Below are 23691 nucleotides of genomic sequence, written 5' to 3' on the forward strand. Positions count from 1 at the left end.
AACCGATGGCCTGGGACGACAACAAGCTTGCCGAACTGAAGGCGAAATACGGCGAAAGCCATGGCGGCGAGCTGTTCGACCCCACCTTCCGCAAGGTTGCCGACAAGATCTTCAACAAGAGCGGCACGCGCCTTGCTCCCTATTCCGGCATCCCGACCTTCCTGACCGCGCCGCACATGCCGGTCGATGCGGAAAACCCGGATTTCGGCAACCTTCAGGTGGCGATCGTCGGCATTCCCATGGACCTCGGCGTCACCAACCGCCCGGGCTCCCGCTTTGGACCGCGGGCGCTACGTTCGATCGAGCGCATCGGTCCCTATAACCATGTGCTCGGCTGCACGCCGGTGCAGGAACTGCGTGTCGCCGATATCGGTGACGTACCGTTCCAGAGCCGCTACCGGCTGGAGCTCAGCCATGAGGATATCGAAAAGCGCATCAACCAGATCGTTGATGCCGGCGTTCTTCCGCTCTCGGTCGGCGGCGACCATTCGATCACCCATCCGATCCTGAAGGCGGTCGGCAAGAAGCGTCCGGTCGGCATGATCCACATCGACGCCCATTGCGACACCGGCGGCGCCTACGATCTTACCAAGTTCCACCATGGCGGTCCGTTCCGCAACGCCGTGCTCGACGGCGTGCTCGATCCGACCCGCGTCGTGCAGATCGGTATCCGCGGCTCGGCCGAATATCTCTGGGAGTTCTCCTACGAGTCCGGCATGACCGTCGTCCACGCCGAAGAAGTGACCGGCCTCGGCATTCCCGCGATCATCGAGAAGGCGAAGAAGATCGTCGGCGACGGCCCGACCTATCTCTCCTTCGACATCGACAGCCTCGATCCGAGCTTTGCGCCGGGCACCGGCACACCGGAAGTGGGCGGTCTCACGACCCGCGAGGTACTGGAACTGATCCGCGGCCTCAAGGGCATCAACCTCGTCGGCGGCGACGTCGTCGAAGTGGCGCCGCAATACGATTCGACGACCAACACGGCCCATGCCGGCGCGCAGGTGCTCTTCGAGATTTTGAGCCTGATGGTCTATAGCCCGGCCATTACCGGCAAGTCCGCCTGACACAAACGTTTGTCGGCTGCCGGACCGGAAACGGCGGCCGACCACCAGACTGCACAATCACAAAGCTTCCGGGTAGGGGAATAACCATGACGATCCATGCAAAACTGAAGACAGCATTCGCTGCCGCCCTGATGCTCGGTGCGGCCGCCGGCATCGCCAAGGCCGATGCGCTTGCCGATATCAAGTCCGCCGGCCAGATCAATGTCGGCATCTTCTCCGACTTCCCGCCCTTCTCCTCGGCCAGCGCCGACATGAGCATCAAGGGCTATGACGTCGATGTCGCCCAGCAGATCGCCGACGACCTCGGCGTCAAGCTCAACCTCGTCAGCGTCACCGGCCAGAACCGCATTCCCTATCTCAACGACAAGCGCGTTGACATCCTGATGAGCGTCGGCTTCTCCAAGGAACGCGCCGAGGTGATCGACTTCGCCGCCGCCTACGCACCTTACTACATCGCCGTCATCGGTCCGGCCGAGCTCAAGGTCGCCGGTAAGGAAGACCTTGCCGAGAAGACCATTGCCGTCAACCGCGGCACGCTCGAGGACACCTCGCTCACCGAGGCGGCTCCCGCCAACGCCGACATTCAGCGCTTCGACAACTACAATGCCGTGATCCAGGCCTTCATCTCCGGCCAGGCCCAGCTGATGGTCGTCGGCAACGACGTCGGCGCCCAGGTGCTGGCGCGCCAGGAGGCGCTGAAGCCGGAGCAGAAGTTCCAGCTTCTGACTTCGCCGTCGCATATCGGCCTCAACAAGAACGAAGACGGCCTGAAGAAGGCGGTCAACGACGTGGTCGCCAAGATGCTTGCCGATGGCAAGCTGAACGCGAGTTCCGAGTCCTGGCTGAAGACGCCGCTCAACCCCGACAACCTCAAGGACTAATTAGAGCCTGATGGCCGCGAGGAGCCCTGCTTCTCGCGGACCTGTTCGAAAGGTTGCGACGATGGGCTACGGCCTCAGCTTCGGTTGGCTCAAGGACGCCGCGGGCGCAATCGCCCATGGCGCGGCTATGACCGTGTTTCTGATCGCCTGCACGACGGTGCTCGGCATCCTGATCAGCATTCTCTTCGCGGCCGCCCGCCGCAGCCGATATGCCGTGCTACGCAAGGCCGTGGCCGTCTATGTCGAAGTCGTCAGGAACACGCCGTTTCTGGTGCAGTTGTTCTTCATCTATTTCGGCCTGCCGAGCCTCGGTATTCGCCTCGACCCGATCGTCGCGGCGATCGTGGCGATGACGCTCAACATGGCCGCCTATACGACCGAGATCGTCGGGGCCGGGCTCGATGCGGTGCCGAAGGGGCAGAGCGAGGCGGCATTTGCGCTCGGGCTGAAACCGCGACAGGTCTTCATCAAGATCATCCTGCCGCAGGCGCTGAAGGTGATCTTCCCGGCGCTCACCAGCCAGGTCATCATCATGATGCTGGAATCGGCGGTCGTCTCGCAGATCGCGGTGCGGGAACTGGCGCACGAAGCGGATCTCCTGCAGGCGCGTACCTTCCGCTCGTTCGAGACCTATTTCGTCGTCACGCTGATTTACCTCGCCCTCTCGATGGCCGTCCGGCGGCTCTTCGTTGCCGGCGGCCGGCGTGTGCTGGGAGCCGGCGTGTCATGATCGAATTCACCTTCTGGGACATCCTGCGCAACCTGATCTTCGCCACCCGCTGGACCGCTCTTCTGTCGGCCGTCGCCTTCGCCGGCGGTGCCGCTGTGGGACTGGCGATCCTCGCGGCCCGCATCTCCGAACGTCCGTGGCTGCGCCGCTTCGGTTCCGGCTACATCGCGCTCTTCCAGGGCACGCCGCTCCTGATGCAGCTCTTTCTGATGTTCTTCGGTCTGCCGATGCTGGGCTTCCGCATCGAACCCTGGACGGCAGCCGCACTCGGGCTGACCTTCTATGCCAGCGCCTATCTCGCCGAGATCTGGCGTGGCGGCGTGGAAGCGCTGCCGCGCGGGCAATGGGATGCCGGCGCCAGTCTCGGGCTGCATCGCCTGCAGGAGCTACGCCTCGTCATCCTGCCGCAGGCCTTTGCCATCACCCGGCCGGCGGCGGTCGGCTTCCTCGTGCAGCTCATCAAGAGCACGGCGCTCACCTCGATCATCGGCTTCGAGGAGCTTCTCAGAACCGCCAATGCGATCAATAATGCAACCTTCGAACCTTTCACGGTCTATGGGCTGGTTGCGGTGATCTTCTTCGTGCTGTGTTATCCGCTGACGCAATATGCGCGCATGCTCGAGCGGAGGGCGCCGGCGCACTAGGCCACGGATTTTGGGGCGCCTCCTGATCGCGCCCCGGACTGAAAACATGTAAGGAATCAAATACAACAGGGAACGAGGCGGGCAACGCCGAAACAAAAAAGGAGAACGAGAATGATCACCACTCCCATCAAGCGCCGCACGCTGCTTGGCGCCGGTTTTGCCGGCGCTTCCATGCTGGCGATGCCGTCGATCCTGCGGGCGCAGGACAAGTCGCTGAAGGTCGGCGTCTATGGCGGCTACTTCAAGGATTCGTTCGACAAGAACATCTTCCCAGAATTCACCAAGGCGACCGGCATTGCGGTCGAATCGATCGCCGAGCCGACCGGTGAAGCCTGGCTGGTCCAGCTCGAACAGGCCGCCCGCGCCGGCCAGGCGCCGGCCGACGTCTCGATGATGTCGCAGGTGGCAATGCTGAAAGGCCAGTCGACCGATCTCTGGACGCCGATCGATACGGCGAAGATCAAGAACGCGTCGGACCTGCTCGATCGCTTCGTCAATAAATACCCGGATGGCCGCATTGCCGGCATCGGCGCCGTCTCGTGGTACATCACGCTGGTGACCAACACCGACGTCTACAAGGAAGCGCCGACTTCCTGGTCCGCCTTCTGGGATCCGGCGAATGCCGACAAGCTCGGCCTTCTAGCACTCGTTTCCAACTCGTTCCTGCTCGAAGTGACGGCCAAGACCTTCATGGGCGGCACCAACGCGCTCGACACGGAAGAGGGCCTGCTTAAGGCGTTCGAGAAGCTCGCAGAAGTGAAGCCGAACGTCCGCCTGTGGTACCGCGATGAGGCGCAGTTCGAGCAGTCGCTGAAGTCGGGCGAAATCCCGATGGGCCAGTACTATCACGACGTGACCGGCCTTGCCGCCGCCGACGGCCATCCTGTTCGTTCGACCTTCCCGAAGGAAGGCGGCATTCAGGATTCCGGTTGCTGGGCGCTGTCGCGTGCCTCGCAGAAGTCGGAAGAGGCCCATATCTTCATCGACTATATGTGCCAGCCCTCGATCCAGGCGACGCTGTCGCGTAAGGTCGGGACGTCGCCGACCGTCAAGCGCGAAGTCACGGATCTCACCGATAAGGAATTCGCAGCGGTTTCGTCCGACATCGAGCCGATCGTTCCGCGCTACGATCTCTACCAGACGAAGTCGGATTGGCTGAATCAGAAGTGGACCGAGCTGATCGTCGGCTGATCCTGCCTGCTCCCCGGTCATCGGGGAGAACCACCGACCTAACGACGGGGAGAGGCCTTGCGGCCGCTCCCCGCCCGAAACCCTCCCATGAGGTGGAGGGGACCATCCTCGCGGAGAAACAATGTCCGGACTTGCCCTTCAAAACGTCGTCAAGGAATTCGGAACCTTCAGGGCCGTCAACAATGTCGACCTGACGGTGCCGCACGGCACCTTCGTCTGCATGCTCGGACCTTCCGGCTGCGGCAAGACCACACTCCTCAGGATGATCGCCGGTCTCGACCTGCCGACCGGCGGGGCGATCCGGCTCGACGGCGAGGACATCACCCAGGTTCCGACGCACAAGCGCAATCTCGGCATGGTGTTCCAGTCGCTGGCGCTGTTCCCGCATCTGACCGTCGGCGAAAACATCGCCTATCCCTTGCGCATCCGCGGTGCGGCAAAGGAAGACCAGAAGAAGCGGGTCGACGAACTGCTGGCGATGATCCATCTGACGGGTTACGCCGACCGGCCGGTCGCCAAGCTCTCCGGCGGCCAGCGCCAGCGCGTGGCGATCGCCCGGGCGCTGTCGATCTCGCCGAAACTGTTCCTGCTCGACGAGCCGCTTTCGGCGCTCGACGCCAAACTGCGCGAGGCGATGCAGGTGGAACTTCGCCAGCTTCAGCAGAAGCTCGGCATCACCACCATCGTCGTCACCCACGACCAGCGCGAAGCAATGACCATGGCCGACACCGTCGTCGTCATGAGCGGTGGCGAAATCCGCCAGGCCGCGTCGCCGATCGAGATCTACCGCCGTCCGGCCGACAGCTTCGTCGCCGACTTCATCGGCCAGACGAACCTGCTCGATGTTGCGGGCGACAGCTCTGGCCGCGCCGTCGTTCTCGGCCAGGCGATCCCCGGCCTTGAATTGCCGGCCGGTGCCGCCAAGGGCACCCTGTCGGTGCGCCCGGAAGACGTGCACCTGACTGCCCCTAGCGCCGGCGCGCTCACTGGCAAGGTCACCTTCGTGCGTGATCTCGGCGGCACGATCGAAACCTTCGTCGATGTTGCCGGACACCAGATCGTCGCCGTCTCCACCCCGCGTGAGCGACCGGAGGTCACCGTCGGCCAGGAGGTCGGCATCGCGCTCACCCCCGATGTCTGCGTGGTGCTGAAGAAATGAGACGCGAACCGCCCCAGACCCTTGGTGACTACCTGCCGCTTCTCTTTCCTGCGGCGATGCTCACGATCTTCTTCGTCGTGCCCTTCGGCACGATGATCGCCGTCAGCTTCTTCCAGCGCCAGCAGGGCGGCTTCTATACGCCGGCGTTCGTCTTCGACAATTACGCCCGCTTCCTCTCGGTCTTCTTCGGCGGCGTGCTCGGCTTCTCGCTGATGCTCGCCATCATCGTGGCGATCTGCTGCGTCGTGCTCGCCTTGCCCTTCACCTACATGCTGACGCGCATGGCGCGGAAGGTGCAGGTCGTCTGGCTGGTGGCGCTTCTCTCGATCCTGTCGCTGTCGGAAGTCATCATCGGCTTTGCCTGGTCGACGCTGTTTTCGCGCACCGCCGGCATCACCAATATCCTGGTCGCGCTCGGCATCATGGCCGAGGCCAAGGCATTGACGCCGAGCTTCGGCGCGGTGCTGACCGGCATGGTCTACCAGGCCTTCCCCTATACGGTGCTGGTGCTTTTCCCGGCGCTCGTGCGCCTCGATCCGACCCTGACGGAAGCGGCGCGCACGCTCGGCGCCTCGCCGCTGAAAGCCTTCTTCACGGTGGTCGTGCCGGCTCTTCGCAACACCATCACAGCCACCTTGATCATGGTCTTCATCTTCGCGCTGGGCTCCTATCTGTTGCCGCAGCTTCTCGGCCGGCCGCAGCACTGGACGTTGTCGGTGCTGATCACCGACCAGGCGATCTACCAGTCGAACATGCCGTTCGCCGCCGCCATGGCCGTTTTCCTCGTGCTGGTGACGCTCGGGCTCGTGGCACTCACCGTGATTGCCGGACGCAAGGGAGAAGCGGCATGACCTCGATCTTCCGCAAGGCCTATTTCTTCCTGATTGGCCTGTTCCTGTCGTTGCCGCTGATCGTCGTTGCCGGCGTCTCGGTCAATCAGAAGCAGACGCTCGCCTTTCCACCCCAGGGCTTTTCGCTCTCCTGGTACGGCGAGATCTTCCTCAATCCGGAATGGCGGAACGCCCTTTTTGCCTCGGTGACGCTGGCGGTGCTTTCGGCAGCGCTTGCGGTTGCGATCGCGCTCCCGCTCTCCTGGTTTCTGTGGCGGCGTATCGCGCCCTGGGCGAACATCTTCCAGCTTCTCGGCGTCGCCCCCTTCACGCTGCCGCCGGTCATTACCGCGCTCGGCATGCTCACCTTCTGGGCAACGGTCGGCTTTTATGGCCAACCCTGGACGGCCGTGGTCAGCCACGCGATCTTCTTCGTGACGCTGCCGCTGGTGACCCTTTCTCTCGGCTTTACCTCGATCGACCGTTCGCTGGTCGAGGCAGCCTCGACCATGGGGGCCGACGAGCGCACGATCTTCCGCACCGTCGTGCTGCCGCTGATCCTGCCCTATATCGTCTCCGGCTATGCTTTCGCCTTCGTGCTGTCGCTCAACGAATACATCGTTGCCTACATGACGGTCGGCTTTACCGTGGAAACGCTGCCGATCAAGATCTTCAACGCGCTTCGCTACGGCTACACGCCGACCATGGCTTCGGTGACGGTTCTCTTCGTCACGACGGCTGCGGTGATCTTCGGTCTCGTCGCCCGCTTCGGCGACCTGCCGAAGCTGCTCGGTGCCATGTCGTCGGATGGAAAATGATGAAGCTCGCCGCTCTCCAGATGCAGTCGGCGGCGGGTGACGTCGTCGCCAATCTCGACCGCATCGCGCGCGCCGCCAAGGATGCTGCGGCCGAAGGCGCGACGCTGTTGCTGACGCCGGAGCTCGGCGTCACCGGTTATGGCGCCGGTGAGGCGCTGACGGCGCTCGCCGAGCCCGCAGACGGTGCGATCGTTCAGCGTCTCAAGGCGATATCGGCGGAGACCGGCATTGCGATCATCGCCGGCTTTGCCGAGCGCGACGGCAACGACGTCTACAACAGCGCCGTCTACGTCTGCGGCGAGGCAACACCGGTCATCTACCGCAAGTCCCATCTCTACGGCGATTACGAGCGCGCGATCTTCCGGGCGCCGGAACCGTCGACCCGGCTCTTCGTGCACCGTGGCGTCACCTGCGGCATGCTGATCTGCTACGACGTCGAGTTTCCGGAGAACGTCCGGCGACTGGCGCTGGCCGGTGCCGAAGCGGTTCTGGTGCCGACGGCGCTGCCGGCCGGCTGGTCCGGCGACTTCATCGCCGAGCACATGATCCAGACGCGCGCCTTCGAGAACCAGGTCTTCGTCGCCTACATCAATCATCACGGCTCGGACCCGCTGTTTTCCTTTGCCGGCCTGTCGCGCATTGCGGCACCCGACGGACAGGTGCTTGCCAAGGCGGGCCCGGGGCAGGAAACCATGCTGCTGGTCGAGATCGACCCGCGGGCCTATGCAATCTCCCGCCTTGAAAACACCTATCTCGGCGATCTCAATCGGCGTTGAGGGTGTGCGGGTTGCGCCCGATCTCGCTGGTGGCAACCATGAACTAGGTGCTTTTTCAGCGACGATGCGGGGGTGATTGTTCACCGTGAGGGAACGTTCCGTTCTTTATTGATCCACTGTCGGAAACGATCCGACATCCCATATGGTGCTCAACAGAAATGCCACGCTTTGGAGGCAATCATGAGCTTGCAACTGACTGGGATCCATCACCTGACGGCGATCACCGCGAACGCGCCGGAGAACCTGCGCTTCTATACCGAGACGCTTGGTCTGCGGCTGGTCAAGAAGACCGTCAATCAGGACGATACCACCGCCTATCACCTTTTCTACGCTGACGGCCGTGCCACGCCCGGAACCGACCTGACCTTCTTCGATTGGCCGGTCGGGCCCCAGGGCCGCGGCACGCACAGCATTTCGCGCACGGGCCTGAGGGTCGGCAGCGCCGAGAGCGTACGCTGGTGGAAGCGTCGTTTCGACGAGCTGAAGGTAGCGGTCGGCGAAGTCTCCGAAATCGACGGACGCCTGTCGCTTGATTTCGAGGACGGCGAAGGCCAGCGCTTCCGGCTGATCGACGACGGCGGACTTCAGCCCTCGCATCCTTGGGAAAAGAGCCCGGTTGCGGCCGAGCACCAGATCAAGGGCCTCGGCCCGATCACGATCAGCGTGCCCGACATCACCAACACAGAACTGGTCCTGACCCATGTGATGAACATGAGCGCGGCGCGCACCTATCCGTCGCCGGATGGTGAAGGCGAAGTCCATGTCTTCACGATGGGCGAAGGGGGACCAGCGGCGGAACTGCATGTCGCGGTCCAGCCGGGTCTGCCGATTGCCCGGCAGGGGGCCGGTGCGGTGCATCACGTCGCCTTCCGGGCGCCCGACAATGCGGCGCTGACGGAATGGACCGAACGTCTCAATGGCTTCCGCCTGCCGTCGAGCGGCGAGGTCGAACGCTTCTATTTCCGCTCGCTCTATTTCCGCGAGCCGAATGGCGTTCTCTTCGAGATCGCGACCGATGGTCCCGGCTTCGCCGTCGACGAGCCGATGGAAACGCTCGGCGAGAGCCTGTCGCTGCCGCCGTTCCTGGAGCCGAAGCGCGCCCAGATCGAGGCACGGCTGAAGCCGCTGGTCTAACAGTCTGGTCCGAACGACAAGCCGGGGATTCGTCCCCGGCTTTTTTGTCTCTATCCCTCTGGTGCTGTTGGACATCGGCCGCGCACGGACCCATCATGACGGCTGTTGCGTTCTGCATCGGAGCGGGGTGAGGAAAACATGTGCGGCTTTCCGCCCGCATCCCGCCATCCCTTTATCGAGGCGCGCCCGCAAGGACCTGTAGAGTAGGAAGGATCAGATCTCATGACGAAAATCCTCGGCATATCCGGGAGCCTGCGCAAAGCGTCGTTCAACACGGGCCTGATGCGGGCGGCCGCGGAAAATCTGCCGGATGACGTCAAATTCGACACCGCGACACTGCACGGTATTCCGCTCTATGATGGCGATATCGAAAAAGAGAGCGGTATTCCGCCGGCTGTGACGGTTCTGAAGCAGCAGGTGATGGCCGCCGATGGCGTCATCCTGTTCACGCCTGAATACAACAACTCCATTCCGGGCGTGTTCAAGAACGCGATCGACTGGTTGAGCCGGCCATCGGCCGATATCGCCAAGGTGTTTCGCAACCGACCTTTCGCGCTCGCCGGCGCCTCGCCCGGCAATTTCGGCACCATTCTGAGTCAGAACGCGTGGCTGCCCGTCATGCGCACGCTCGGTGCCGAGCTCTGGTCGGGCAAGCGGCTGATGTTGCCCAAAGCGGACACGCTTTTCGACGACGAGGGGACGCTGACGGATGCGGCTGCCCGCGACCGACTGGCAGCCTTCGTCAAGGCGTTCGCGGATTTTGCCAGGGCGGAAAAAGAAGCGTAGGCGGCTGACATCGTCCTAACGCGACGCTCTCGTCATCCTCGGGTTCGACCGAGGATCCACGATGCGGCACCGGCTTGGCAATGGATGCTCGGGTGAAGCCCGACCAGAGGGGGTGCCGGACAGTCGGAGGCGGGGCGGGGGGACTTACAGCCCCTTCTCCTCCAGCCATTGCTGGATTGCAGCAATATCAGGTGCGCCGATCTCGTGCCCCATGTCGAGTTCTGTCGTCGTCAGATCCGCGCCGGTGCGTGACAGCTCCGCCTTCAGGCGAGGCGCGAATTCTCCGTAGCTGTCGTGCTGGCCCGTCAGCAGCAGGATGTTCGTGCCCGAGAGATCAGGAGGCGGCACATCGTCGAGCACGAGCATCGAGCGCATCAGCACGACGTTGCGGATCAGTCCCGGATGCAGGAGCATCAGCGCGACCAGCAGGTTGGCGCCGTTGGAGTAGCCGATGAAGACGGTCTTCTCGAGATCGATGCGGTAGCCGTCTTCGGCTCCCTCGACGAAGGCAGCGAAGGCATCGGCCTCCGCGCGCACGTCCTTCTGGTCGAAGGTCGTCGGTGAATAGCGGCGGAACCAGCGCGGCAAACCTTCTTCGTTCGCCCGGCCACGAATGCCGACGAGTGTCGCTTCGCGGTCGACCTGATGGGCCAGATGCAGAAGCTGTGTCTCGTCGGCACCGCTGCCGTGAAGCAGCATGAAGGTGCGGTCGTTCAGTTTCTCCGGATGGTAGAAACGGTGCACGAAGGGCAGATCCCTTTGCGTCAGGCGCGGTTCTCCCGGCAGTGCGAACTGCGGCATGGCGAGCAGCAATTCTTCCCTGGCGGCGCCGAAATGCGTGGGGACAAAGAGTTCGGTGCCGAGCGTTTCCTCGGATTCGTCGACGGTGAAGCCGGGCACGTCGCTTGCCAGTTCGTAGAGCGAGCCGCCGGGCTCGCGCACGTAGAGCGAATAGAAGTATTTGCGGTCATGCGCGTTGATGGCGCCGGCGTCATCGCGTCGCAGGTCGACCCCCACTTGTTCCACGGCAGCCCGATCCGGCGCGCGGAAAGCAACGTGGTCGATCGTCCCGGTTCCAGGAGCAGACGTCCAGAAGCCAGTTGCGTCGCGCACGTCGATGACGTCGCCGGAGGCGGAGGTGAGGCGACGGATCGTGTCGTTGGAGGCCGTTTCACTGTAACCGAAATGCGTTTTCAGGAAGCGAACGGATTCTGCCGGCTTCTCGGTAAGGATCGTGGCGCCGCGCAGGCGTCGGATCGCATCTTCTTCCGGGATATCGCGCGTGCTCCAGGGAGCCGTGGCCGAAACCGCCTCGGTGCCGACGAGCTTGACGATGACGCCGTCCGGATCTTTGAGGCGCAGCACCGGTTCGCCGAACTCCTGCGACGGCCCTGAGGTGGCGATGTTGAATTGCAGCGCCCGGGTCAGCCAGAAACCGATGCTCTCCGGCCGGATGGCGAAGGCGATTTCGCTCGGCTGGCTGTGCCCCACCCGGCCGCGACCGCCGTCCTCCCACATCAGGAAGGTGACGAGCGATCCGGGCGAGCCCTCGGCGTCACCATAAAAGAGGTGCAGCTGGTTAGCGTCTTCGTAGCCGCCTGTCCGCTTGACGAGGCGCAAACCCAGGAAGCCCACATAGAAATCGACGTTCGCCTGGACCTTCCGGGCAATCAGGGTGATGTGGTGGATGCCGCTCGTCATTCTTGATTCCTCATTGGTCTCTGCTCACAAAACACGAAGCGCGGCGCCGGCACCAGAAGCGCTGCGGCGAACGCTGTGTTTACGTCCGAGGATCAGTCGCTGTCCTTTTCGAGGAACGCCTTGAACGCTTCCGCGTACTTCGGATGCCAGCGCGACAGCGGCGGCCGGTTCTCGACGATGTCGCCGGCAGCCCAGAGAATGCGTCGCTCGTCGGTGGCGCGGGGGACGTCGTTGTCGGGGCAGAGGATATAGAAATCGCCGCAGGCGAGGCTTTCCATCATGAAGTCGACGGTCTGCTCGGCCGTCCAGGCGCCGGCGGGCTTCTCGGTGCGGCCATGGGCCGTCAGCGACGTATAGACGAAGCCGGGGATCAGGAGATGAGCATGAACCTGGCTGCCGGCGGTGTTGCGCAACTCGTGTTCCAGCGCTTCGGTGAAGACCTTCACACCCGCCTTCGAGACATTGTAGGCCGGGTCGCCCGGCGGCGTGGTGATGCCCTGCTTCGAGCCGGTGTTGATGATGACCGCCGCCTTGCCATGGGCAACCATGCCCGGCGCGAAGGTGCGGGCACCATTGATGACACCCCAGAGATTGACGCCGATCGTCGCCTCCCAGGCTGCCAACGCACCGAGCATGGCGCTGCCGGGCTGGATACCGGCATTGTTCATCAGCACGTGCACCTCTCCGAACCGTCGACGCGTCTCGCGTTCGAGCGCTTCCAGATCTTCGAGCCGCGAGACATCAGTCGGGATCGCAACGACATGCTGTGCACCCGCCGGCGTGACGGCAGCGACCTCGGCGACTGCTTTGTCCAATCTCTCGCCTGCGAGATCGGCGAGCACGACGCGCAGGCCGAGCGAGGCGAAATGGCGCGATGCTGCCAATCCAATGCCGGAGGCGGCACCGGTGATGACGGCAACATTGTTGGGGGCGAAGGCGGGGTGCGACATGACGGAACTCCTGTGGCGGGATCGCGTGCAAGAGATAGGGCACCAAGGACGGCCTGTCCATTGGCGTCTCGGCAAGAGGCTCCTGAAAACCATGTGTTTTCAAGGCCGTCCCTTGTCCCGGGCAGCTCCGGCGCTACTTGCAGTTTTGCATTGAACGCGTGGCCGAAGGCATTTTCGCGGATGGAACGATGAACGGAACTGCAACTCGAAACGAAAAACGCACACCTTGCGAAAGCTGTCCATTGCGGAAGCTCGACCATTTTCGCGCCTTCACAAATGAAGAACTCGCCTTCGTGTCGCAATTCAAGACCGGTGAACTCGCAGTCGATGGCGGCGCAACCATCCTCGTTGAAGGCGCGCACAGCGCCCACCTCTTCACGGTGCTTTCCGGCTGGGGCTTTCGCTACAAGATGCTCGATGACGGACGCCGCCAGATCCTGAATTATGTGATGCCGGGTGATCTGATCGGCCTGCAGGGCAGCCTGATGGGGGAGATGCAGCATTCGATTGAAGCGCTGTCGCCGGTGACCCTTTGCGTTTTCGAGCGCGGCAAGCTGAACCGCCTGTTCGCCAACTATCCCGAACTCGCCTATGACCTCACCTGGATCGCGGCGCGCGAGGAGCGCATTCTGGATGAGAACCTCCTGAGCATCGGTCGCCGCTCGGCGCTGGAACGGGCCGCCTACCTGCTTGCCTTTCTCTACCAGCGTGCAAAGGCACTCGACCTTTTCAGCAGCAGTCGCGTCGCCATTCCGGTCACGCAGCAGCATGTGGCCGATACGCTGGGTCTTTCGATCGTCCATACCAACAAGACGTTGAAGAAGCTTGCCGAGCGCGACCTGATCCGCTGGGCGGACAAGGGCTGCAATGTCCGCGATATCGATGGATTGCTTGCGATTTCGGGCTGGGAAGGGTTGAATGAACCCAAGCGGCCCTTCATCTGAAATGCCGTTGAAGGGCGCCGTATCCTTTCCTTTCCGATGCGGCGAACGTCGCCGCATCGATGCCGGACCCCGATAGGATCAGGCTGCGACGATCGCGCGCAGCATCCAAAGCGCCTTTTCGTGGAAGTTGAGGCGATCGGTCAGCATGTCCGTGGTGACAAGGTCGTCGTTCTCGTCCGCCGTGGTGCCGGCGTCGCGCATGCGGCGCACGGCCGCCTCGTGATCGGCAATCAGGTCGGCCACCATGTCGGCCGCGCTCGCGTGGTTGACGGAGCCGCCGCTCGGGGCAAATGCCGCCGCCTCGGTGAGTTTGGCTGGGGCGAGGTGACCCAGTGCACGTATCCGCTCGGCAATCACGTCAGTCGCCTGAAAGAGCGTGTTGTAGTGCTCTTCCGTCAATTCGTGCAGCGGCTTGAACAATGGGCCGACCACATTCCAATGGTAGATGTGGCTCTTGATCACCAGCTTGTAGGTATCGGCAAGGATGTCGGACAGTGCCGCTGCCATCTCCTGACGGTAGGCCCTGGTCAGGCCGATGTCGAATTCTTCGTCCTTGACCTTCGGTTTAAGCACGGAGGCTGTCTGCTTCATTCTCCTGCTCCCGTTCTATCTTGAGAAAGCCGCGAAACAGCGATCGCTTGCGATCGTGATCCGCGTACCGGTGTTGAACGTCGGTACCGGTCGGTTGTTCCGCGCTTGGCCCCAATCGGCGCTACATGTCTTATTTAAATGCCGGGCCGCCTCGAGGCGCCTATAGCTTGCTCTTATCGGCGCGAATGCCCTGTCGGTACGCGCACAAGGTGGAGTAAGCTGGATGGACGAAGTTCCTCCGCATGTCCGGACCGTTCTTGTTCTCGAAGACAATTTCCTCATTGCATCGGATGCCGAAGAAATCCTGACGTCGCTCGGTATTGCCGAGGTGACGATCGCGGCGAACGCGGACCAGGCGATGGAGATCCTGTCTCGACAGAGCTTTGACTTTGCAATCCTCGACGTCCGTCTCGATAACCATACGAGCTTCGGCGTTGCCGATGCGATGCTTGCACGCGGCATGCCGTTTGGGTTCACCAGCGGCTACAGCGACATGGAGCTTTTCCCAGGGCATCTGCGGGACGTCCCGCGGATAGACAAGCCGTTCAACGAGAGGACGCTCGGCCAGCTGATCGCCGCCGGAATTCGGCAAGAGTGATGGGTTCCCGGCGGGGTCCTTACGGCTTGCCGCGCGAAACGAACCAGGGGTTGGCGAAGTCGCTGTCGTTCTTCTGGTTGCGCTTGCCGTAGGTGAGCGGCGCACCGTCCATCGTCAGCGTTTCGCCGCCAGCCGCCCGGAGGATGGCATCGCCCGCGGCTGTGTCCCATTCCATCGTGCGGCTGAAGCGCGGATAGACGTCAGCGAGCCCCTCTGCGAGAAGGCAGAACTTGAGGGACGATCCGACCGCTCTGTAGTCGGCTATGCCGTGCTCGGCGAGGTAGGCGATCGTCTCGGCGCTGTTGTGCGAACGGCTGGCTAGACCCACCATGCGATCGCCGCAACTGCGGCAGCCAATGATCGTTTCATGGTCGAGGTGAAAGGTCTGGTCGATGACCGCCTTCACTGCCTTGCCGTGGTTCGCCGCATAGAGGATGCCGAGCGCCGGTGCGTAAACGACGCCGGCCACGGGCGCGCCGTTCTCGATCAACGCGATATTGACGGTAAAGTCGTCGTGCCGGCCGATGAATTCCTTCGTGCCGTCGAGTGGATCGACAAGGAAGAAGGATTTGCCGGCGATGTCAGGCACGAAGCCTGCGGCGACAGCCTCTTCGGCGACCACAGGCACGTCCGGGAAGGCGCGGGCGAGGTCCGCCAGGATGATGCGCTCGGCGCAGGCATCGGCGTCGGTGACCGGCGAAAAGTCCGCCTTGTAGGTGACCGCCGGGCCTGCGTTGTAGATGTCGAGAATGGCCCGACCCGCTGATATCGCCGATTGTTGCAGTATCTCCAGCATTCGCCCTTACTTTCCGTCCATCACCAAGCCCATAGCATATCGGGAACAGGATGGTACCCGTGCTTTTGGCGGTAGGCGCATTCGATTGGAGACGAACATCGATCCACTCCGCTGCGCAGCGAAGTGCACGATGAGCCAGCGAACGGTTTTTTGCACCTGCGCCAGGCTTGCGTCTTGGCTTCCGCCTCACGGCTGTGCAAATGTGCCGACGCAACTCACCTGGATGCCTTCATGCGTTATTCCGCCTTCTCGCTCGTCAGGAACGCCCTTTCCGGAAACCTGAATTGGAAGCCGCAATGGCGCCAGCCCCAGCCCAAACCGCATTACGACGTGATCATCGTCGGCGGCGGCGGGCACGGTCTTTCGACCGCTTACTACCTCGCCAAGGAATTCGGCGTGAAGAACGTCGCGGTGCTGGAGAAGGGCTATCTCGGCTCGGGCAATGTCGGGCGCAACACGACGATCGTGCGCTCCAACTACATGCTGCCCGGCAACGAACCCTTCTACGAGTTTTCGATGAAGCTCTGGGAAGGGCTGGAGCAGGATCTCAACTACAATGTGATGCTGTCGCAACGCGGCGTCATCATGCTCTATCACAGCGACGCCCAGCGCGACGCCTATATCAGGCGCGGAAACGCGATGTGGATGGAAGGCGTGGCGGCCGAGCTCATCGAGCGTGAACAATTGAAGAAGATGATCCCCTTTCTCAATTACGACCACGCCCGTTATCCGATCCTTGGCGGCCTGTTGCAGCGGCGCGCCGGCACGGCGAGACACGATGCGGTCGCCTGGGGCTATGCCCGCGGTGCCGACCGGCATGGCGTCGACATCATCGAGCATTGCGAAGTGACCGGCATCCGCCGCGAAAACGGCGTCGTCACCGGGGTCGAAACGACCAAGGGCTTCATCGGCTGCGGCAAGCTGGCGCTGGCTGCGGCCGGCAATTCCTCGCGCGTCGGCGAGATGGCGGACCTCAAGCTGCCGCTCGAAAGCCATGTACTTCAGGCCTTCGTGACCGAGGGGCTGAAGCCCTGCATCGACCACGTGATCGTCTATGGCGGCGGCCACTTCTACATCTCGCAGTCGGACAAGGGCGGCCTCGTCTTCGGCGCCGAGATCGACGGCTACTCCTCCTATGCTCAGCGCGGCAATCTTGCGACCGCCGAGCATGTGATGGAGGAGGGGGTGACGATGATCCCCGGCCTGTCACGCGTTCGGGTGCTGCGCGCCTGGGGCGGGGTCATGGACATGAGCATGGACGGTTCGCCCATCATCGACCGCACCTCGATCGACAATCTCTACCTGAACTGCGGCTGGTGCTACGGCGGCTTCAAGGCGACGCCGGCCTCCGGTTATTGCTTCGCTCATCTGATCGCCAGGAACGATACCCATCCGGTGGCGCGCGCCCTCAGGCTCGATCGCTTCGCGCGCGGCTATGCCGTTGACGAGGCCGGCGCCGGCCCACAGCCCAACCTTCACTGACAGCACTTTGCCGGCCCGCCCGGCAGTACGGAATGAACGGGGGCCGAGGTCGGCTTCAGGATACGGAAGACAATGGCAAGCCTGATTACCTGCCCGCATTGCGGGGTTCGACCGAAGGAAGAATTCGCGGTCCGCGGCGATGCCTCGCGCGGCCGCCCCGAACCGATGGACTCTGACGAAACCTGGCACGACTATGTCTATGTGCGCGTGAACCCGCGCGGCCGGACCTTCGAGCACTGGCATCACGTTGCCGGCTGTCGCCGCTTCCTGGTGGTCGAGCGTGATACGGCCACCCACGAGGTCTATTCCGTCGTCGATGCCGCCGAGTTCGCGCGGAGGGTTGAGCGATGAGCGGCTATCGGCTCTCCTCCGGCGGTCTGATCGATCGCAGCAAAACGCTGAGCTTCACCTTCGACGGCAGTCCATTGCGCGGCTTTGCGGGCGATACGCTCGCCTCGGCGCTGCTTGCCAACGACCAGTTGCTCGTCGGCCGCAGCTTCAAGTACCATCGGCCGCGCGGCATCGTCAGCACCGGGCCCTCTGAGCCGAACGCGCTCGTCACCATCGGCTCCGGTGCCCGCACCGATGCGAACACCAAGGCGACTGTCGCCGAACTCTACGGCGGGCTGACGGCGCGAAGCCAGAACCGTTGGCCGTCGCTCGCCTTCGATATCGGGGCAGTCAACGGCGTGCTGTCGCCCTTCCTCGGCGCCGGCTTCTACTACAAGACCTTCATGTGGCCGAAGCAGTTCTGGGAGCGGATCTACGAGCCCTTCATTCGCCGTGCTGCGGGCCTCGGCCGGGCGGTGCTCGAACGCGACCCCGAGGCTTATGAGAAATCCTGGGCTTTCTGCGATCTGCTCGTCGTCGGTGCCGGTCCGTCCGGGCTGATGGCGGCACTGACGGCCGGCCGCGCCGGCCTCCGGGTCATCGTTGCAGACGAGGATTTCCGGCTCGGCGGTTCTCTGCTTTCGACCAGCGAGACCATCGACGGTGCCCCGGCATCCGTCTTCGCCGACCGCACGGTCGCGGAACTGCAATCGCTGCCCAACGTCACACTGCTTTCGCGCACCACCGTCTTTGGCTGGTACGACGACAACGTCTTCGGCGCCGTCGAGCGCGTGCAGAAGCACGTCGCCGAGCCGTCGTCGAAGCTAGTAAGCGAGCGCGTCTGGCGCATCGTTGCCAAGCGCGCGCTGCTCGCAACCGGTGCCGAGGAACGGCCGCTGGTCTTCGGCGGCAATGATCGCCCCGGCGTGATGATGGCCGGTGCCATGACCACCTTTGCCGAACGCTACGGCGTGGCCGCAGGCAAGACGGTCGCGCTCTTCACCAGCGGCAGCGCCGGCTATCGCACGGCGCGGACGCTTTCTGCGAAAGGCGTGGCGATCGCAGCGATCGTCGATGCCCGAGCGGAATCCGGCGATCAGGCGCCCGATGGTGTCCGGGTCATCCGTTCGGCCTCCATCGTCGATACCAAGGGCAGGCAACGCCTCAAGGGCATCGTCGTCGAGCGCTCCGGCTTCGAGGAACTGATCGCCTGCGATGCACTCGGCATGTCCGGCGGCTGGAGCCCGGTCGTGCATCTTGCCTGCCAGCGAGGTGCCAAGCCGGTCTGGTCGGAGGCGTTGAAGGCATTCGCCGCCCCCGATGTCGGCGGTGGTCTGCGCCCCGTCGGTGCTGCCAACGGTATCTATACGCTCGCCGGCTGCCTTTCCGATGGTGCGGAGAAGGCCGCAACGATTGCGGCGGATCTCGGTTTCAACGCCGTTTCGGCCGCCGTTCCTGTCGTCGATGCTGAAGAAGCCTCTTCCTTCACAGCGCTCTGGTATGTCCCGGGTGCCAAGTCGAAGGCCTTCGTCGATTTCCAGAACGACGTGCATGCGAAGGATCTTGGCCTCGCGCTTCGCGAAGGCTTCGGCCATGTGGAGCATGCCAAGCGCTACACCACCAACGGCATGGCGACCGACCAGGGCAAGCTTTCCAACATCAACGCTGTCGGCATTCTCGCGGGCATGCGCGGTGTCAGCCCGGCGGAGGTCGGCACCACGACCTTCCGGCCTTTCTACACACCGGTCTCCCTTGGTGCGCTTGCCGGGACGGCACGCGACGAACACGCGGCGCCGGCACGGAAGTCACCGCTGCATGGCTGGGCGATGAAAAACGGTGCGACCTTCGTCGAGGCGGGGCTCTGGCATCGCTCGGCGTGGTTCCCGCGCGCCGGCGAGAAGACCTGGCGCGAAAGCGTCGATCGCGAAGTGCTGAACGTGCGAGCCAATGTCGGCCTCTGCGACGTCTCGACGCTCGGCAAGATCGAGGTTTTCGGCCCCGACGCCGCGGAGTTCCTCAACCGGCTCTACTGCAACCCGGTCTTGAAGCTGCCGGTCGGCAAGGCGCGCTATGGCCTGATGCTGCGCGAGGACGGGTTCGTCTTCGACGACGGCACGGTGAGCCGGTTCGACGAGGCGCATTTCTTCGTCACCACGACGACGGCGATGGCCGGCCCGGTCATGGCGCACATGGAATATTGCGCCCAGGCGCTCTGGCCGGAACTCGAAGTCCGTTTCACCTCGTCGACCGACCAATGGGCGCAGATGGCGATCGCCGGCCCGAAGGCACGCGCGGTGTTGCAGCAGATTGTCGACGGCGACATTTCCGACGGCGCATTTCCGTTCCTTTCCGCCCGGAAGATTGTTCTGAAAAGCGGCGTGGCCGCGCGGCTCTTCCGCATCTCCTTCTCCGGGGAACTCGCCTTCGAACTGGCCGTGCCGGCCGGCAACGGCGAAGCGGTGGCGGACCAGATCATGGAGGCCGGCCGGCCCCACGATATCTGCGCCTATGGCGTCGAGGCGCTCAATGTGCTGCGGCTCGAGAAGGGACTGCTGACGCATGCCGAATTCGACGGTCGCGTGACACCCGACGACGCCGGCCTTGGCCGCATGCTGTCGATGCAGAAAGTCGACTTCATCGGCAAGCGGCTGTCGACGCGCTACGGGCTGACGGCCGCCGATCGCATGCAGCTCGTCGGGCTGAAGGCCGTCGATGCCGACAAGGACATGCGCGCCGGCGCCCATCTCCTGAAGGAAGGTACGAAGCCCTCGACGCTGAACGATCAGGGTTGGGTAAGCTCGGCCGGCTTCTCGCCGGTCCTGGGGCATGCCATCGCACTTGCCTTCCTGAAGTCCGGGCGTGAGCGGTACGGCGAGAAGGTCATCGTTTTCGACAAGCTGCGCGATCAGGAGATCGTCGCCGAGGTCTGCGATCCGGTCTTCGTCGATCCGCAAAACGCAAAGCTGAAGGCCTGAGGAGGCGGCGATGGTTCGCGACTACAACAACCGCCACGCACTGGAACAGAAACTGCGCTCTGCACCGAGGCCCGCGGCCGCCGATCACCTGATGGTCGGCCATTGGCGTGCGATGGCGACGGTTCTTGCCCGTGCCGGGCAGGCCGAGGCAGTGCGGCAGTCGATTGCTTCGGTGCCCGAGCTGTCGCTCCGTTTCTCAGGCCCCGGGGAATGGCTGGTGGTCTCCGAGGTGGAGGCGCCGAGCGGGCTCGTGCGTCGCCTCGAAGAGCTCTGCGACGGGGGCGCCTATGTCGTCGACCAAAGCGACGGGCGCGTCGTCTTCCGCCTCACCGGCCCGAACGTGCGCAGCATCCTTGCCAAAGGTATCGGCCTCGACGTCCATCCCGCGACCTTCTCGCTTGGGGGGAGTGCCAATGTTCTGTGCGGCCACATCCCGGTCAATCTCGCCCGGACGGACGAGGATACGTTTGAACTGATCGTGCCGCGAAGCTACGCCGAATCGCTCTTCGACGACCTGATGCGGATGGGGCGGGCGTTCGATCTCACCGCCGCTTTTTCAGACTGAACAGCCTCTTTCGTGAGGCTGAAAACAAATGCGGCATGAAATGCCGCAATCGGGTCGCCGATCCGCCAGCAAACGGCGGAAATGGACAAGCGCCCTTCGCAGCCGTGTCTTTATCGGCGCCGCCTTTCTGACTAGGCTGCCACCATTCGCCGCCTGCGCTTCTGTCCGGAAGGTAAGCGGTCTTGATTTTCTTCCTGACAATTTGGCCATGCCTCCGCCGGAGCATGGAAAGACGGAGTGTACGCATGAAAAGCCATGCCAAGGTCGTCGTTATCGGAGGCGGTGTCGTCGGTTGCTCGGTGCTCTATCATCTGACGAAGTTCGGCTGGACCGATGTTGTCCTGCTCGAACGGTCGGAGCTCACGTCCGGCTCCACCTGGCATGCGGCCGGCGGCATGCACACGATCAACGGTGACCCGAACGTCGCCAAGCTGCAGAAATATACGGTCGAGCTCTACAAGGAGATTGAGGAGTATTCCGGTCAGGACGTCGGCCTGCACATGACATCGGGCATGATGCTGGCGGCCACCAAGGAGCGCTTCGACTGGATGAAGTCGATCCTCGCCAAGGGGCGCTACATGGGGCTCGAGGCCGAGCTGCTGACGCCCAGGGAAGCGCACGACCTGATGCCGCTGCTCGATCCTGACCAGTTCGTCGGCGCGGTCTTCGATCCGGTCGAGGGCCATCTCGATCCCTATGGCACGACGCATGCCTATGCCAAATCGGCGAAGAAGAACGGTGCGGAGATCTATCTGCACACCAAGGTCGAGGATCTGGTGCAGCGGGAAGACGGTTGCTGGCGGGTCATCACCAACCAGGGCGAGATTGTCGCCGAACACGTCGTCAACGCCGCCGGCCTCTGGGCCCGCGAGGTGGGGCGCATGGTGGGGCTGGAACTCCCGGTGCTCGCTATGGAGCACATGTATCTCATCACCGAGGATATGCCAGAGGTCATCGAGTTCAACCAGACGCGCGGCAAGGAGCTGATGCACTGCGTCGATTTTGATGGCGAAATCTACTTGCGCCAGGAACGTCAGGGCATGCTGATGGGCACCTATGAGAAGGCGTGCCGTCCGTGGTCGCCGATCTCCACGCCCTGGGATTTTGGCCATGAGCTGCTGGCAGAGGATATCGACCGCATTTCGCCGGAACTCGAAGTCGGCTTCAGGCATTTCCCGGCCTTCAACAAAGCCGGCATCAAGAAGATCATCAACGGCCCTTTCACCTTCTCGCCGGACGGTAACCCGCTCGTCGGCCCGGTGCGGGGCTTGAGGAATTTCTGGTCGGCCTGCGCCGTCATGGCCGGCTTCAGCCAGGGCGGCGGCGTTGGGCTGGCGCTTGCTAACTGGATGATCCATGGCGACCCCGGCTTCGACGTCTTTGCCATGGACGTCTCGCGCTACGGCGATTTCGCCACGCTTGCCTATACCAATGCCAAGGTGCGCGAGAACTACTCACGTCGCTTCTCGATCCGTTATCCGAACGAGGAGCTGCCGGCGGCAAGGCCGCTGCTGACGACGCCGATCTACGACAGGCTGAAGGCGGCTGGCGCGGTCTTCGGCGCGTCCTATGGGCTCGAAACGCCGCTGTGGTTTGCGCCCGAAGGGGTGAAGGACGCCTTCTCCTGGCGGCGCTCGACGGATTTCGAGACGGTTGGCGCGGAAGCGCGCGCCGTGCGTGAGGGCGTCGGCCTGATGGAGACGTCGGGCTTTGCCAAATATGCGATCACGGGCGAGGGCGCTGAAGCCTGGCTCGACCGGCTGCTGGCCTGCCGTATTCCGCAGGTGGGGCGCATGACGCTGGCGCCGATGCTGAAGGACGACGGCAAGCTGATCGGCGACTTCACGCTTGCCAAGCTCGGGGAGGAAGACTTCCTGCTGATCGGCTCCGGCATCGCCGAGGACTATCACATGCGCTGGTTCGAGGCGCATCTGCCTGAGGACGGCTCGGTTTCGCTGAAGGCGCTGAAGCTGGAACTGGTTGGCCTGTCGATCGCCGGGCCGAAGGCGCGCGACGTGCTTGCCGGTCTCACCCATCTCGACGTCTCCGACGCCGCCTTTCCATTCCTGGACATCCGCCGGATGGACCTCGGCATGGCGCCCGTGATCGTCGGCCGTGTGAGCTACACCGGCGATCTCGGCTACGAGATCTGGATGAAGCCCGAATACCAGCGCTATCTCTTCGAGCTGCTGATGGAGAAGGGGGCAGCGTCCGAGATCCGGCTGTTCGGCCTCAGGGCGCTGAATGCGCTGCGCGTCGAGAAATCCTTCGGCAGCTGGGCGCGCGAGTACCGTCCGCTCTATGGCCCGGTCGAGGCCGGCCTCGGCCGCTTCATCGCGACCGGCAAGGACGCGGACTTTATCGGCAAGGTGGCTGCAATGAAGGAGAAGGCGGACGGTGGCGCCCTGCGTCTCAGGACCTTCGTCCTCGAGGCCAGGGATGCCGACGTCATCGGCGACGAGCCGATCTATCTCGACGGAGTCGTGCGCGGATGGGTGACATCGGGCGGTTATGCGCACACGAGCGGCGTTTCGGTGGCCATGGGTTACGTATCGAAGGAGATCGCCGATCGCAGCGATGGCTGGTCGATCGAACTCCTGGGCGAGATTCTGCCGGCACGCCTCCAGGCGAATCCCTTGTTCGACGCAAACGGGCAGCGGATGCGCACCTGAGCGGCGAAGCAGCGCACCGGCCTGGCCATTTGGTGGCTAGGCCTCTAGGCGAATCCCCGGGCATTTACGGC

General features: G+C 63.4%; 22 protein-coding genes. 18 read left to right on the forward strand and 4 right to left on the reverse strand.

Going from position 1 to position 23691, the window contains the following annotated elements:
- Nucleotides 1–5: 5 nt before the first annotated feature.
- The 11 genes from speB (at nt 6) to ASE60_RS06910 (ending at nt 10016) form a co-directional block, all read left to right on the forward strand.
- Complete coding sequence (gene speB / locus ASE60_RS06860; protein WP_057249001.1) at nt 6–1067, forward strand: agmatinase; 1062 nt, start codon at nt 6–8, stop codon at nt 1065–1067.
- Nucleotides 1068–1153: 86 nt separating this feature from the next.
- Nucleotides 1154–1948 carry a transporter substrate-binding domain-containing protein gene (locus ASE60_RS06865; protein WP_057249002.1) on the forward strand — a complete coding sequence of 265 codons (795 nt, stop codon included), beginning with the start codon at nt 1154–1156 and terminating at the stop codon, nt 1946–1948.
- A gap of 61 nt (nt 1949–2009) precedes the next feature.
- Nucleotides 2010–2678, forward strand: a complete 669-nt coding sequence (locus ASE60_RS06870; protein WP_057249003.1) for an amino acid ABC transporter permease — start codon at nt 2010–2012, stop codon at nt 2676–2678.
- The gene (locus ASE60_RS06875) at nt 2675–3322 is read left to right on the forward strand and encodes an amino acid ABC transporter permease (RefSeq protein ID WP_057249004.1); all 648 of its coding nucleotides are present in this window, start codon (nt 2675–2677) and stop codon (nt 3320–3322) included. The genes ASE60_RS06870 and ASE60_RS06875 overlap by 4 nt, the downstream gene beginning before the upstream one ends.
- A gap of 111 nt (nt 3323–3433) precedes the next feature.
- The gene (locus ASE60_RS06880; RefSeq protein WP_057249005.1) at nt 3434–4513 is read left to right on the forward strand and encodes an ABC transporter substrate-binding protein; all 1080 of its coding nucleotides are present in this window, start codon (nt 3434–3436) and stop codon (nt 4511–4513) included.
- 121 nt (nt 4514–4634) lie between these two features.
- Nucleotides 4635–5672 (forward strand): ABC transporter ATP-binding protein, encoded by a 1038-nt coding sequence (locus ASE60_RS06885; RefSeq protein ID WP_057249006.1) that lies wholly within the window; start codon nt 4635–4637, stop codon nt 5670–5672.
- On the forward strand, nt 5669–6523 hold the full coding sequence (locus ASE60_RS06890; protein WP_057249007.1) for an ABC transporter permease: 855 nt from the start codon (nt 5669–5671) through the stop codon (nt 6521–6523). The genes ASE60_RS06885 and ASE60_RS06890 overlap by 4 nt, the downstream gene beginning before the upstream one ends.
- Nucleotides 6520–7320: an ABC transporter permease gene (locus ASE60_RS06895; protein ID WP_057249008.1), complete on the forward strand. Its 801-nt coding sequence runs from the start codon at nt 6520–6522 to the stop codon at nt 7318–7320. The genes ASE60_RS06890 and ASE60_RS06895 overlap by 4 nt, the downstream gene beginning before the upstream one ends.
- Nucleotides 7317–8096, forward strand: a complete 780-nt coding sequence (locus ASE60_RS06900; RefSeq protein WP_057249009.1) for a carbon-nitrogen hydrolase family protein — start codon at nt 7317–7319, stop codon at nt 8094–8096. The genes ASE60_RS06895 and ASE60_RS06900 overlap by 4 nt, the downstream gene beginning before the upstream one ends.
- Nucleotides 8097–8276: 180 nt before the next feature.
- Nucleotides 8277–9230: a ring-cleaving dioxygenase gene (locus tag ASE60_RS06905; protein WP_057249010.1), complete on the forward strand. Its 954-nt coding sequence runs from the start codon at nt 8277–8279 to the stop codon at nt 9228–9230.
- A gap of 222 nt (nt 9231–9452) precedes the next feature.
- Nucleotides 9453–10016 (forward strand): NADPH-dependent FMN reductase, encoded by a 564-nt coding sequence (locus tag ASE60_RS06910; protein ID WP_057249011.1) that lies wholly within the window; start codon nt 9453–9455, stop codon nt 10014–10016.
- Nucleotides 10017–10160: 144 nt separating this feature from the next.
- Here ASE60_RS06910 and ASE60_RS06915 read toward each other — a convergent pair whose 3' ends face one another.
- The gene (locus tag ASE60_RS06915) at nt 10161–11717 is read right to left on the reverse strand and encodes a VOC family protein (protein WP_057249012.1); all 1557 of its coding nucleotides are present in this window, start codon (nt 11715–11717) and stop codon (nt 10161–10163) included.
- A 92-nt stretch (nt 11718–11809) separates the two neighbouring features.
- Nucleotides 11810–12667: an SDR family NAD(P)-dependent oxidoreductase gene (locus ASE60_RS06920; protein ID WP_057249013.1), complete on the reverse strand. Its 858-nt coding sequence runs from the start codon at nt 12665–12667 to the stop codon at nt 11810–11812.
- 188 nt (nt 12668–12855) lie between these two features.
- Here ASE60_RS06920 and ASE60_RS06925 point away from each other — a divergent pair, with 188 nt between their 5' ends.
- Complete coding sequence (locus ASE60_RS06925; RefSeq protein WP_057249124.1) at nt 12856–13611, forward strand: Crp/Fnr family transcriptional regulator; 756 nt, start codon at nt 12856–12858, stop codon at nt 13609–13611.
- A gap of 78 nt (nt 13612–13689) precedes the next feature.
- Here ASE60_RS06925 and ASE60_RS06930 read toward each other — a convergent pair whose 3' ends face one another.
- Nucleotides 13690–14202 (reverse strand): DNA starvation/stationary phase protection protein, encoded by a 513-nt coding sequence (locus tag ASE60_RS06930; RefSeq protein WP_057249014.1) that lies wholly within the window; start codon nt 14200–14202, stop codon nt 13690–13692.
- 223 nt (nt 14203–14425) lie between these two features.
- Between ASE60_RS06930 and ASE60_RS06935 the strand changes: the two genes are divergently transcribed.
- A complete protein-coding gene (locus tag ASE60_RS06935; protein ID WP_057249015.1) occupies nt 14426–14800 on the forward strand; it encodes a response regulator in 375 nt (124 codons plus the stop codon).
- Nucleotides 14801–14819: 19 nt separating this feature from the next.
- On the opposite strand, the gene cysQ is transcribed toward ASE60_RS06935, so the two are convergent.
- Entirely contained in the window at nt 14820–15596 is a 777-nt protein-coding gene (gene cysQ, locus ASE60_RS06940) for a 3'(2'),5'-bisphosphate nucleotidase CysQ (protein WP_057249016.1), read from the reverse strand.
- Nucleotides 15597–15827: 231 nt separating this feature from the next.
- On the opposite strand from cysQ, the gene ASE60_RS06945 reads away from it, so the two are divergent.
- From ASE60_RS06945 to ASE60_RS06965, 5 genes are all read left to right on the forward strand, one after another.
- A complete protein-coding gene (locus tag ASE60_RS06945; RefSeq protein ID WP_057249017.1) occupies nt 15828–17078 on the forward strand; it encodes a sarcosine oxidase subunit beta family protein in 1251 nt (416 codons plus the stop codon).
- A 72-nt stretch (nt 17079–17150) separates the two neighbouring features.
- Entirely contained in the window at nt 17151–17429 is a 279-nt protein-coding gene (locus ASE60_RS06950) for a sarcosine oxidase subunit delta (protein ID WP_057249018.1), read from the forward strand.
- A complete protein-coding gene (locus ASE60_RS06955) occupies nt 17426–20383 on the forward strand; it encodes a sarcosine oxidase subunit alpha family protein (protein WP_057249019.1) in 2958 nt (985 codons plus the stop codon). Before ASE60_RS06950 ends, ASE60_RS06955 begins: the two co-directional genes overlap by 4 nt.
- A gap of 10 nt (nt 20384–20393) precedes the next feature.
- A complete protein-coding gene (locus tag ASE60_RS06960; protein ID WP_057249020.1) occupies nt 20394–20948 on the forward strand; it encodes a sarcosine oxidase subunit gamma family protein in 555 nt (184 codons plus the stop codon).
- A gap of 245 nt (nt 20949–21193) precedes the next feature.
- Nucleotides 21194–23620 (forward strand): FAD-dependent oxidoreductase, encoded by a 2427-nt coding sequence (locus ASE60_RS06965; RefSeq protein WP_057249021.1) that lies wholly within the window; start codon nt 21194–21196, stop codon nt 23618–23620.
- Nucleotides 23621–23691 lie beyond the last annotated feature (71 nt).

It is taken from the genome of Ensifer sp. Root278 (assembly GCF_001429285.1).
In the GTDB taxonomy this organism is placed as follows: Bacteria; Pseudomonadota; Alphaproteobacteria; order Rhizobiales; family Rhizobiaceae; genus Ensifer.

Bases quoted from the DNA above. Each gene is read 5' to 3' on its own strand.
- ASE60_RS06945 (WP_057249017.1), top strand. From the start codon at position 15,828: ATGCGTTATTCCGCCTTCTCGCTCGTCAGGAACGCCCTTTCCGGAAAC.
- ASE60_RS06955 (WP_057249019.1), top strand. From the start codon at position 17,426: ATGAGCGGCTATCGGCTCTCCTCCGGCGGTCTGATCGATCGCAGCAAA.
- cysQ (WP_057249016.1), bottom strand. From the start codon at position 15,596: ATGCTGGAGATACTGCAACAATCGGCGATATCAGCGGGTCGGGCCATT.
- ASE60_RS06965 (WP_057249021.1), top strand. From the start codon at position 21,194: ATGAAAAGCCATGCCAAGGTCGTCGTTATCGGAGGCGGTGTCGTCGGT.
- ASE60_RS06875 (WP_057249004.1), top strand. From the start codon at position 2,675: ATGATCGAATTCACCTTCTGGGACATCCTGCGCAACCTGATCTTCGCC.
- ASE60_RS06950 (WP_057249018.1), top strand. From the start codon at position 17,151: ATGGCAAGCCTGATTACCTGCCCGCATTGCGGGGTTCGACCGAAGGAA.
- ASE60_RS06935 (WP_057249015.1), top strand. From the start codon at position 14,426: ATGGACGAAGTTCCTCCGCATGTCCGGACCGTTCTTGTTCTCGAAGAC.
- ASE60_RS06905 (WP_057249010.1), top strand. From the start codon at position 8,277: ATGAGCTTGCAACTGACTGGGATCCATCACCTGACGGCGATCACCGCG.
- speB (WP_057249001.1), top strand. From the start codon at position 6: ATGGCCTGGGACGACAACAAGCTTGCCGAACTGAAGGCGAAATACGGC.
- ASE60_RS06930 (WP_057249014.1), bottom strand. From the start codon at position 14,202: ATGAAGCAGACAGCCTCCGTGCTTAAACCGAAGGTCAAGGACGAAGAA.
- ASE60_RS06960 (WP_057249020.1), top strand. From the start codon at position 20,394: ATGGTTCGCGACTACAACAACCGCCACGCACTGGAACAGAAACTGCGC.
- ASE60_RS06925 (WP_057249124.1), top strand. From the start codon at position 12,856: ATGAACGGAACTGCAACTCGAAACGAAAAACGCACACCTTGCGAAAGC.
- ASE60_RS06865 (WP_057249002.1), top strand. From the start codon at position 1,154: ATGACGATCCATGCAAAACTGAAGACAGCATTCGCTGCCGCCCTGATG.
- ASE60_RS06900 (WP_057249009.1), top strand. From the start codon at position 7,317: ATGATGAAGCTCGCCGCTCTCCAGATGCAGTCGGCGGCGGGTGACGTC.
- ASE60_RS06895 (WP_057249008.1), top strand. From the start codon at position 6,520: ATGACCTCGATCTTCCGCAAGGCCTATTTCTTCCTGATTGGCCTGTTC.
- ASE60_RS06920 (WP_057249013.1), bottom strand. From the start codon at position 12,667: ATGTCGCACCCCGCCTTCGCCCCCAACAATGTTGCCGTCATCACCGGT.
- ASE60_RS06890 (WP_057249007.1), top strand. From the start codon at position 5,669: ATGAGACGCGAACCGCCCCAGACCCTTGGTGACTACCTGCCGCTTCTC.
- ASE60_RS06870 (WP_057249003.1), top strand. From the start codon at position 2,010: ATGGGCTACGGCCTCAGCTTCGGTTGGCTCAAGGACGCCGCGGGCGCA.
- ASE60_RS06910 (WP_057249011.1), top strand. From the start codon at position 9,453: ATGACGAAAATCCTCGGCATATCCGGGAGCCTGCGCAAAGCGTCGTTC.
- ASE60_RS06885 (WP_057249006.1), top strand. From the start codon at position 4,635: ATGTCCGGACTTGCCCTTCAAAACGTCGTCAAGGAATTCGGAACCTTC.
- ASE60_RS06915 (WP_057249012.1), bottom strand. From the start codon at position 11,717: ATGACGAGCGGCATCCACCACATCACCCTGATTGCCCGGAAGGTCCAG.
- ASE60_RS06880 (WP_057249005.1), top strand. From the start codon at position 3,434: ATGATCACCACTCCCATCAAGCGCCGCACGCTGCTTGGCGCCGGTTTT.